Genomic DNA, 11,277 nt, shown 5'->3' on the forward strand with positions numbered 1-11,277 from the left:
CCTTGGTTCAGCTTCGCAGGCCGGGCGCCTCATGGCCGGTTCGCGCCACGTATTCCGTGTAGCCGCCACCATACTGATGTATACCCTCCGGCGTCAGCTCGAGCACCCGATTGGATAATGCCGCCAGGAAATGCCTGTCGTGCGACACGAACAGCATGGTGCCTTCATACTGCGACAGTGCTTCGATGAGCATTTCCTTGGTCGCCATGTCGAGGTGGTTCGTCGGCTCGTCCAGCACCAGAAAGTTCGGCGGATCGAACAGCATCTTTGCCATCACCAGCCGCGCTTTTTCTCCGCCTGACAGCACCCGGCATTTCTTCTCGACGTCATCGCCCGAGAAACCGAAGCACCCGGCCAGCGCACGCAGCGAACCCTGCCCGGCCTGAGGAAACGAATACTCCAGTTCCTCGAACACGGTGCGTTCGCCATCGAGCAGATCCATGGCGTGCTGCGCGAAGTAACCCATCTTCACGCTGCCACCCAGGTTCACCATTCCATTATCCGGCTCCGTGGAGCCTGCCACCAGTTTCAACAGCGTGGACTTGCCCGCGCCATTGATGCCCATGACGCACCAGCGCTCCCTGCGCCGCACGGAGAAATCCAGCCCTTCATAAATGCTGCGGCTGCCGTAACCCTTGTGTACATTCTTCAAGCTCACGACATCTTCGCCAGAGCGCGGCGCCGGCAGAAACTCGAACGCCACGGTCTGGCGACGCTTGGGCGGCTCCACCCGTTCGATCTTGTCCAGCTTCTTCACGCGGCTCTGTACCTGCGCGGCGTGCGAGGCACGCGCCTTGAATCGCTCGATGAACTTGATTTCCTTGGCCAGCATCGCCTGCTGCCGCTCGAACTGCGCCTGCTGCTGCTTCTCGCTGAGCGCACGCTGCTGCTCGTAGAATTCGTAGTTGCCCGAATACGACGTCAGCGAACCGGCATCGATTTCCACCACCTTGCCGACGATGCGGTTCATGAACTCGCGGTCGTGCGAGGTCATCAGCAGCATACCCTCATAGCCCTTGAGGAATTCTTCCAGCCAGATGAGGCTCTCGAGATCCAGATGGTTGCTCGGTTCGTCGAGCAGCATGGCATCGGGGCGCATGAGCAGGATGCGGGCGAGCGCCACGCGCATTTTCCAGCCGCCGGAAAGCGCGCCGACGTCGCCGTCCATCATTTCCTGACTGAAGCTCAGGCCGGCGAGGACTTCACGCGCGCGTCCCTCCAGGGCATAGCCATCCAGTTCCTCGAAGCGGTGCTGCACCTCTCCATAGCGCTCGATAATGGCGTCCATCTCGTCCGCCCGGTCCGGATCCGCCATGGCGGCCTCGAGTTCCTTCAATTCGGCGGCCACGGAGCTTACTGGCCCCGCGCCGTCCATGACCTCGGACACGGCACTGCGGCCCGACATCTCTCCGACGTCCTGACTGAAGTAGCCGATGGTCACACCGCGATCGACGGCGACCTGGCCCTCGTCGGGAAGTTCCTGACCAGTGATCATCCGGAACAGTGTCGTCTTGCCTGATCCGTTGGGACCGACGAGCCCCACCTTCTCGCCCCTCTGAAGCGCTGCGGAGGCTTCGATGAAGAGAATCTGATGGCCATTCTGCTTGCTGATATTGTCGAGACGGATCATTTGCACACGAGTCAGGGAGAGAGTTGCGCCGTCTTATGCCATGTGGCGCGGCCACGGAAGGGTGCGTATCACCGCCAGACCACGCGAATGCGACCTCAAAAATACGCAGTTTCGCATCTAGCAAATAACTCTTCTACATCAATGTCTTATTCAGAGTTTCTCCGGCAATATGGACGCCGGCCGCGCGGCATCGTAGCAATGCACTCAAACGCCCTCGCTGGCTGGCTGCCTCCGGTTTAGGGTGATCCAACAATAGCCGGAGTTAACGACCGTGACTGACCATCTGCCGACAGCTTCAATCGAAGCAGTCGAAAAAAGCCTCGCTTCGGCCGGCTATATCGCCAGCCGCCAGATTGCGACTGCGGTCTATCTCGCGCAGCGGATTGAAAAGCCCATCCTCGTCGAGGGTCCCGCCGGCGTCGGCAAAACCGAGCTCGCCAAGGCGATCGCTGCCTCGCGCAATCTCTCGATGATCCGTTTGCAGTGCTACGAGGGCCTCGACGAAGCAAAGGCGCTTTACGAGTGGAAATACGCCAAGCAGCTTCTCTATACGCAGATCCTGAAAGACAAGGTCGGCGAAGTTCTCGGCGGGGCAGAAACGCTTCCCGCCGCCCTGAGCCGCCTGCACGATTTTGGCGATGTCTTCTTCTCCCGTGAGTTCGTGGAGCCACGCCCTCTGTTACAGGCGCTGCAACAGACCAATGGCTGCGTACTGCTCATCGACGAAATCGACAAGGCCGACGCTGAGTTCGAGGCTCTTCTTCTGGAGATTTTGTCTGATTTCCAGATCAGCATTCCGGAACTCGGGACAATCTCCGCAATCGTGCCGCCGACCGTCATTCTGACATCCAACGGTGAACGTGATCTTGGCGACGCACTCAAGCGACGCTGCCTTCATCTTCACATCGGGTTCCCGGATCAAAAGCTTGAAGAGCGCATCATCGAAAGCCACGTCCCGGGCATCTCGCAATCGCTACGCAAGCAGATCGTTGGGTTTATCAACGAAGTCCGCACGCTCGACCTGAAAAAGCTGCCTTCAGTCAGCGAGACCATCGACTGGGCACGTGTCCTCGTCCTCCTGGAATCGTCGGAACTCGACAGCGAAACCGTCAAGGAGACGCTGAATGTTCTCTTGAAATATGAGGCAGACATCGAGACCACGCTGCCGCAAGTCAGCGCTTTCGTGGCCAAAGCTGGCCGTCAAAATGTCTTCGGATAAATAAATGAGGGAAAACCTTCATCGCTTCTTCCGTGCAGCTCGCGGCGCCGGTGTTCGCATCTCGCCGTCCGAGAGTATGGATGCGATGAGGGCTGTGGCCGATATCGGCTTTTACGACCGGTCCGTTCTACGCGATACCTTCCTCGTCACGCTTGCCAAGAGCCAGGAGGAAAAGCGGCTGCTCAGCGACTGCTTCGATTTGTTCTTCGATCATCCCGAGCTGAATCAACCCCTAGCCGACAGCGATCCGAGCGCTTCAAGTGAACAGCAAGATGGTTCAGAGTCTGGACAGGCCGAATCCGCAAGCGGCGCACCGTCTGCAGGTCTCGGCCAACTGGCACAAACACTTCTTTCGCAAGATCGCGCCGAGATGGAAGCAGCTATTTCCAATGCTGCCAGCGCCGCTTCCCTGTCCGACATCCGTTTTTTCACCCAGCGCGGCATCTTTTCCAGCAGGATTCTCGATCTGCTCGGCATTCAGCAACTGCGCGACGATCTGGAGCAATTGGCCCAGACCAATCCTTCAGAAGCCGAGCGGCTGGCTGTCGCGACCGAGGCGCTGCGTGAAAATGTTCGCGACCGGGTCTCGCAGGCGCTGCTGCTTTACGGACGCGAAGAAACCGAAAATCTGCGCAACGAAATCCTGAAGAATGCATCCCTCTCCCAGCTCGACCGGCGGCAGGCCGAACAGATGCGTGCGCTCATCCGCGTCATGGCGCGGCGGCTTCGCGAACGCTACAGCAGGCCCCGCAAGCGCCAGCGGCGCGGGCACCTCGACGTGCGCCGGACCATCCGGCGCAATGCTGCATGGGGTGGCGTCCCGTTCCTGACGACATGGAAGCGCCGCCATCGCGACAGGCCGAAGATCGTTGCTATTTGTGACGTGAGCGGATCCGTCGCCAGGGTGTCCGATTTCTTCCTGCTGCTAATTTACAGCCTGCACGAAGTCGTCTCCGACGTGCGGTCGTTCGCGTTCTCAGGTCATCTGGTTGAGGTCAGCGAGATTCTGGATTCGAAAACGCCTGAGGCCGCCATGTCGGACATCATGTCGCTGGTCGGCTTTGGATCGTCCGATTACGAAAAATCACTATCGGACTTTGAATCCAAATGGATGCGTCACGTAACACCTCAGACAACGGTCATCGTACTCGGCGATGCGCGAACGAACAATCTCAATCCGCGTGCGGATATCCTTCGCCGCATCTCGGAGAGATCGAAGCGGCTTGTATGGCTCAATCCGGAAGGCCGCATGATCTGGGGCATGGGCGATTCCGAGATGCCGCGATACGCAACGTATTGCAGCGTCGTTCGCCAGTGCGCGACGGCACGGCAACTCGAACGCGCCATCTCCGATATCGTTGCGTCTTATCAGTAGGACATGAATTGACAGCCCTGCCCTAGGACAGGGCTCTCGCCTTACCAGGTATCGACACACGGCCGCTTGCGATGCTCGCGCTTGGTCGGCTTCGGCACTGAGCGCAGCCCTGCCATGATCCAGCTACGCGTTTCCGCCGGATCGATCACGTTGTCGATCTCAAACACAGAAGCGATCGAGACAGCCTTACCGTTGGCGTACAGTTCGGCAACTTTGGCCTTGTAGTATTTCTCCCGCTCGACCGGATCGGGAATCGCTTCCATCTCCTTGCGGAATCCGAGCCGGACATAACCTTCCAGCCCCATGCCGCCGAATTCGCCGGTCGGCCACGCCGCTGTGAAGAACGACGCGTGGAAACCGCCGCCGATCATCGACTGCGCCCCAAGACCATAACCCTTGCGCAGCACGATGCCGAACAGCGGAACCGTGAGACTCGCGCCGGTCACAAACATGCGCGCCACGTGACGAACGATTGCGGTTTTCTCCGCCTCCGGCCCGACCATGAATCCTGGCGTGTCGCAAAGTGACACGATTGGAATGTCAAACGCATCGCAAAGTTGCAGGAAGCGCGCTGCCTTGTCACCCGCGTCGGCATCGATAGCGCCGCCGAGATGCTTGGGATTGTTCGCAATCAGGCCGAAAGGCTTGCCCTCAATGCGGATGAACGCCGTGATCATGCCGACGCCGAAATCACGCCGGATCTCAAGCACCGAGTCTTCGTCTGCAATCAAATCGATGACAGATCGGATATCATAGACCCGCAGACGGTTTTCGGGAATCGCGCGGCGCAGCAGACGCTGGTCCGATGCTTTCCAGTCGGCAAGCGTGCCCTGAAAATACGACAGGTACTTCTGCGCGGCAGTCGTCGCGGCCTCTTCGTCCGCAACCAGGATGTCGACGACACCGTTCGGCGACTGGAACGAGACCGGTCCCACTTCCGCCGGATGATAGACGCCGAGGCCGCCGCCTTCGATCATCGCCGGTCCGCCCATGCCGATCGACGCATTCTCCGTGGCGATGATGACATCACAACAGCCAAGCATCGCAGCGTTGCCCGCAAAGCAGTAACCCGAAACCACGCCGACCACCGGCACGAGCCCGGACAGACGCGCGAACTGCACAAAGGACGGCCCGTCGAGGCCGGTCATGCCGAGCCGATCGGTATCGCCGGGCCGGCCGCCGCCACCCTCGGCATAAAACACCAGCGGCATGCGCCATTGCTCGGCAAGGCTCAGCATGCGATCGGTCTTCTTGTGATTCATGTGGCCCTGGGTGCCGGCCAGCACGGTGTAATCGTAGGAGATCACCATGCAGCGTGCATCCTGCTCGCCGAGCTTCGTCGCATTAACTGTCGCAACGCCGGTAACGAGGCCGTCGGCCGGCGTATTCTTGATCAGATCATCGAGCGCGCGCCGGCGGCGCTGGCCCGCGATTGCGAGCGAGCCGTACTCGATGAACGATCCCTCGTCGACAAGCTGGGCGATATTCTCCCGCGCTGTCCTCTGATTCGTCTTACGGCGGCGCTCGACCGACTGCGGCCGGTTTTCATCCAGCGTATTGCCCTGGCGAGCGATCATTTCGGCGAGATCGGACCGAATGAAGTCGAGATCAATCTCGGCCTCCTCCACCACCTCATGCCCAGCCATTTCCTGCGGTTCGATATAAAGAATGACTTCGCCCTGCATCAGCGTGACGCCGTCGGCGGCGATAACCCTGGTGATCTTCCCGCCTTGCTGGGCAGTCACCAGATGCTCCATTTTCATGGATTCGATGATTGCGAGTTGCTGACCGGGATGAACCACATCGCCCTCGGCCACCGGGATAGCAACCACGGTGCCTTGCAGCGGCGCGCCTATCGCGACGGATCCCGCCGGTCCGCTCGCCGCACCTTCGCTGCGCTTTTCTGTTGCACCTGCCTTAGCTTCTCCAGTGCTTGCAAAGAACAGTGGCGGTGCGGCTTCCTTAGCAGCGCCAACAAGCGCGGCGACATTGGTGTCGACAAAGTTCGTGCTGATCCGGTTAGCGACGAAATCGGGATTTGCCAACAACGCCTGAATAAACGGGATATTGGTCGCAACACCGTCGATACGGAACTCGCGCAGAGCGCGCGCAGCCTTCGCAACCGCATCCGGCCAGCGCGCCGACGGCGTATGAACGATCACCTTGGCCAGTAGCGAGTCAAAGGCAGCGCTCGTCTTGTAGCCCGCATAACCGAAAGTATCCACGCGCACACCCGGACCAGATGGCGGTTCGAACACCGCGAGTACGCCGCCGGTCGGCTTTGTCGCTCCGCTCTCGTCCATGACTTCCATGTTGATGCGCGATTGGATCGCAAAGCCGCGCGGCGCCGGGATAGCGGACTGTGCGAGCCTGAGCGAATCCAGCGTCGCGCCGTCCGCGACTGCCAGCTGCGATTTCACGAGATCGACGCCGAGTACTTCTTCCGTGACTGTATGCTCGACCTGAAGCCGCGGATTGGCCTCGATGAACGCAAAGGCCCCATCGCCCTCGCCGGCTTCCCCATCCACCAGAAACTCGAAGGTGCCGAGACTGTCGTAGTTCGCCGCTGAGGCCAGTTGTTTTGCCGCCTCAACGATACGCGCGCGAAGACTATCGCTGAGAGAAGGACTTGGCGCGACCTCGATCAGCTTCTGATTACGGCGCTGAATGGTGCATTCGCGCTCCCACAGATGGCTGATCGCGCCATGCCGATCACCGATAATCTGCACTTCGATATGGCGTGCTTTCCGAATGAGCCGCTCGACATAAACACCGTCGCTGCCGAATGCCGCTTTCGCCTCGGACTGGCAACGCGCGTAGGCCTCCTCAAGATCGGACGCCTTCTCGACGGCGCGCATGCCTCGGCCACCACCACCAGCCATCGCCTTGACCATGACCGCGCCGCCCTTGCCGAGCGATGCGAAGAAGGCTTTCGCCTCCTCCAGCGTGGTCGGCCCGACGGTGCCCTCGATCACCGGCACGTTACAGCGCTTCGCCAATGCCTTTGCCGCAACCTTGTCGCCGAACAAATCGAGCGCCTCGGGCGACGGCCCAACGAACACAATTCCTTCTTCGGCACACCGCCTCGCCAGCACGGCGTTCTCGCTGAGAAACCCGTAACCAGGATGCAACGCGTCGCAGCCGGTGGACTTTGCCGCCGAGATCACGCCTTCAATATCGAGATAGGCGCGCGCGCCGCGTCCGGGAATTTCGCAGGCCTTGTCCACCGCACGGACATGAAGCGACAACGCGTCGTCAGCTGGATAGATCGCAACCGTTGCGAGCCCGGCGTCTGCGGCGGCGCGCGCGATACGAATGGCGATCTCGCCACGGTTGGCGATCAGCAGCTTGCGAAATGACATAACTCTCTCCGTCACGAAACAACGTCATCCCGGCGCGGGGCATTCGTGACACCACACCGGATAAAATTCAGCGATTAACTCACGAAGCGGCGGACGCCTTCACGTCAAGTTCCTGCTTCTTGACCTTGCCGGTCGCGGTCATCGGCAACGCCTCGATGATCCGCACCTCCGGCACCTTGTAGACGGCCATCCGCTCCGCGCACCACGCACGAATGTCTTCCGGCTTGGTTGCTCCGATGGCTTCGAGCTTGAGTTGAATGAATGCCACCGGCACCTGCCCCTTGTCGGGATCGTCACGTCCCACGACACCCGATCCCAGCACAGCCGGATGCTGTCCGAGCAGCGCTTCGATCTCCGGCGGAAACACGCTCATCCCCTTGACCTTCAGCATCTCCTTGCGGCGGCCGAGGAAATGCAGGAATCCGTCCTTGTCGATGCTTCCGATATCGCCGGTGCGCAGCCAGCCATCGACCAGCGATTCTGCCGTTGCTTCGGGCTTGTTCCAATAGCCCTTGAGCAGCGACGGCGTGCGAACGCGAATTTCTCCTTCGCTTCCGAACGGAACAAGTTCGCCGGTCTCGAAATCTGTGATCTTGAACTCGGCACCCGGCACCGGAAGCCCGACGAAGATCGGCTGCGAGATCAGATCGAAGTCGCCATCCTGAAATCCTGCGGTAAAGGTGTTCGACGTATGGGTCTCGGTCATTCCATACGCCGCCTCTGTCAGGATTGTCCCCGTGAGATCCTTCCAGCGCTTGCGGTAGTCAGGATTAAGCTTCTTGACGAACGAGACCACGCGCACCTGGGTGAGCGACGACAGATCGAATTCCTTGAATCGCGGATGATCCATCAACTCGACCGCGCCATCGACCGGCATGGCTGTGACGTTCACCTTATACTTGTCGATGGCCGCGAGCGTACTCACCGCATCCCACCGCGCCAGCAACACCAGCGTCGCGCCGGTAAACAGCGGGAAAATCAATCCGAAGTTCTCGCCCGCGATCCAGAATTCCGGGAAGAACGACAGAAAGATACTGTTCTCGTCGGCAGCGACCGAAATGCCATGATTGGCCGCGGCCGTATAAACCATGTCGCCCTGTGTGTGGACGCAACCTTTCGGCATGCCGGTGGTGCCACCGGTGTAATTGAGCGCCGCGATGTCATTGAGATTGGCAGGCGGCAGCGGGACAGGCGCAGGCATCGCTGCAAGAGCGGGCAGCAGATCGGTAGCGCCCTTGATTTCGAGACGCGGAATTGTAGTCGAATCCGGCGCCGGAATGCTCGGCTTGGCGGGAACAACGTCGGCGAAGCTCGTCACGATGACCTCGCGCAGCTTGGTCTCCCCCCTCACCTGATCGACCGTCGCCGCGAGCTGGTCCAGCGCGACAATGACCTCGGCATCGGTGTCGTTCAGTTCATAGGCAAGCTCGAAAGCCCGCGACAGCGGACTGACCGGCACGTGGATGGCGCCAAGCTTAAGGATGCCGAAAAATACGATGTGAAACTGTGGACAATTCGGAAGGAACACAGCAACGCGATCGCCCTTGCGCACGCCCTTCGCCTGCAACAATGCCGCGAAACGATCGCTTTGCTGGTCGAGATCGGCATAGGTCGTCACATGACCGTAGAAGATGACTGCGGGCCGCTGTGGCCGCTGCTTCGCCCAAGCGCGCAGATACTCGGTGAGTGCGACCTCGCCGTGCGGATACTGCGGCGTTCGCGCGATCCCTTTGGGCCACGTCTTTTTCCACAGGGCGTGCAACTGCTCCATGTATTCTTTTTCACTGAGGCGCGCGGCCATTCCCGTCTTCCTTCTTATTTTTCAGAAACCAACCATCAGCGGCGCTTCATGGTCGGATCGAGCGCAACGCGCATCGATTCGCCCAGTGCGTTGAACGCGAGTGCCGTGAACAAAATCGCGAGTCCCGGCGGATACATCTGCTCGGGCGCGATCTCCATATTCTGGTAGGCGCGCGCCAGCATCGCGCCCCAGCTCGGGTCCGGCGGCTGAATGCCGAGGCCGAGAAAGCTGAGACTCGCTTCGGCGAGCAGCGCGGCTGCCAGCAGCAGCGTGACCTGCACGATCACCGGCTGGATCGCGTTCGGCAGAACGTGACGCCACAGAATGCGGCCGGTGGTCACGCCGAAACAACGCGCCGCGTCGACATAGAGTTCGTTGCGCACCACCAGGGTCCGCGCACGCACCAGCCGCGCCAATTGAGGCGCAAACACAATGCCGACGGAAATCATGCCATTGGTCAGGCCGATGCCGAGTGCGCCGGTCACCGCGATCGCAAGCACGATGGCGGGAAACGACAGAAAGCTATCGACGACGCGGCTAATCCCCTCATCGACCCATCCGCCGAGGTAGCCAGCCAGCACGCCGACCGGAACGCCGATCGCAACAGCGATGGCGACCGCCAGAAAACTTGCATAGAGCGACGCCATGCCGCCGTAGATCAGCCGGCTCAGCGTATCGCGGCCGAGATCATCGGCGCCGAGCCAATGCTTCGCCGTCATCGGCGACAGCGCGGCATCGAGATCCTGCTGTGTCGGCGAGTAAGGAGATATCCACGGCCCCAGGATCGAAATCAGGATGAGGATCACCAGAAACGAAAGACTTAAGGCCCCCCGCAAATCGGAACGGAACCAGCGGCCGAAACCGGCGAACCGGTTTGGCCTGCGTTCCGCGATGACAACTGTGTCCGCCATCTCAGGAAATCCTTGGATCGAGAACGCTGTAGAGAATGTCGGTCAGCAAGTTGAGCGTGACCACGATCAACACCATCGCGAACACCACGCCCTGCACCACCGGAAAATCCCGGTTCATCGCAGCGTTAACGATGAGGCTGCCCATTCCGGGAATGGCAAACACAGCCTCCACAACGACCGTCGCCGCGAGCATGCGATTGGCGAGCAAACTGACCACGGTCAGAAGATTGACGCTGACATTCTTCAGTCCGTGCCGCCACAGGATCGACGACGGCGGAAGGCCCTTGGCGTGCAGCGTGCGCACCTGCTGCGAGGACAGGATTTCGACCAGCGATGACCGCAACTGCCGTGCGACCTCGGCCATGCCGCCCGAGGCGAGTGCGACTGCTGGCAGTATGGCGTGACGTAACGCACCCCATGGGTCCTGCGAGAACGCCACCGCCCCGGTGGCCGGAAACCAATTCATTTCCAGCGCGAAGAAGGCCACCAGCAACATGCCCAGCCAGAAGTTCGGCACAGCCACGCCAAGCGATGCGATGGCCATGACGAAACTGTCGATCCACGAGCCCGGTCTGCTGGCTGCCGCGATGCCGAGCGGGATTCCGACGATCAGTGCCAGCAGTAGCGCCAGAGCCACGATCAGGAGCGTGTGCGGAAGGCAACGCTTGATCGAGGTAAGCACCGCCTCGCTCGAAACCAGCGAGTTGGAAAGATCACCATGGGCGGCCTTCCAGAGCCACGTGCCGTATTGGACGAAGAACGGCCGGTCGAGACCGTAGATTTCGCGAATTTCGGTGATCCGTTGCTCCGACGCATTGTCCCCTGCCAGCGTCACCGCGACATCGCCCGGCACCAGCTTGAGCAGGCCGAACACAATAAATGTCGACAGCACAATGACCGGCACCGTCTGAAGCAGACGGCGGCCAATAATGCTGAATTTTGCGGCGGTGATCATGAACAAAGCAGGCCCTATCAGTCG

At 60.4% G+C, this 11,277-nt stretch carries 7 protein-coding genes; 2 read left to right on the forward strand and 5 right to left on the reverse strand.

Annotated features, from left to right (window positions below; translation table 11 throughout):
• Nucleotides 1-7 precede the first annotated feature (7 nt).
• Nucleotides 8-1,630: an ABC-F family ATP-binding cassette domain-containing protein gene (locus AC1Q6J_RS09395; protein WP_492279050.1), complete on the reverse strand. Its 1,623-nt coding sequence runs from the start codon at nucleotides 1,628-1,630 to the stop codon at nucleotides 8-10.
• A gap of 271 nt (nucleotides 1,631-1,901) precedes the next feature.
• Between AC1Q6J_RS09395 and AC1Q6J_RS09400 the strand changes: the two genes are divergently transcribed.
• Both AC1Q6J_RS09400 and AC1Q6J_RS09405 read left to right on the forward strand, forming a co-directional pair.
• Nucleotides 1,902-2,849: an AAA family ATPase gene (locus AC1Q6J_RS09400; RefSeq protein ID WP_492279051.1), complete on the forward strand. Its 948-nt coding sequence runs from the start codon at nucleotides 1,902-1,904 to the stop codon at nucleotides 2,847-2,849.
• Between the two features lie 4 nt (nucleotides 2,850-2,853).
• Nucleotides 2,854-4,224, forward strand: a complete 1,371-nt coding sequence (locus AC1Q6J_RS09405; RefSeq protein WP_492279052.1) for a vWA domain-containing protein — start codon at nucleotides 2,854-2,856, stop codon at nucleotides 4,222-4,224.
• Nucleotides 4,225-4,265: 41 nt separating this feature from the next.
• On the opposite strand, the gene AC1Q6J_RS09410 is transcribed toward AC1Q6J_RS09405, so the two are convergent.
• From AC1Q6J_RS09410 to AC1Q6J_RS09425, 4 genes are all read right to left on the reverse strand, one after another.
• Nucleotides 4,266-7,586, reverse strand: a complete 3,321-nt coding sequence (locus tag AC1Q6J_RS09410; RefSeq protein WP_492279053.1) for a carboxyl transferase domain-containing protein — start codon at nucleotides 7,584-7,586, stop codon at nucleotides 4,266-4,268.
• Between the two features lie 79 nt (nucleotides 7,587-7,665).
• A complete protein-coding gene (locus AC1Q6J_RS09415; RefSeq protein ID WP_492279054.1) occupies nucleotides 7,666-9,387 on the reverse strand; it encodes an AMP-binding protein in 1,722 nt (573 codons plus the stop codon).
• A 35-nt stretch (nucleotides 9,388-9,422) separates the two neighbouring features.
• Nucleotides 9,423-10,298, reverse strand: a complete 876-nt coding sequence (locus tag AC1Q6J_RS09420; RefSeq protein ID WP_492279055.1) for an ABC transporter permease — start codon at nucleotides 10,296-10,298, stop codon at nucleotides 9,423-9,425.
• Nucleotide 10,299: 1 nt separating this feature from the next.
• Nucleotides 10,300-11,253 carry an ABC transporter permease gene (locus tag AC1Q6J_RS09425; protein ID WP_492279056.1) on the reverse strand — a complete coding sequence of 318 codons (954 nt, stop codon included), beginning with the start codon at nucleotides 11,251-11,253 and terminating at the stop codon, nucleotides 10,300-10,302.
• Nucleotides 11,254-11,277 lie beyond the last annotated feature (24 nt).

This window comes from Afipia sp. MLSD5-FHT05B12, from assembly GCF_058793355.1.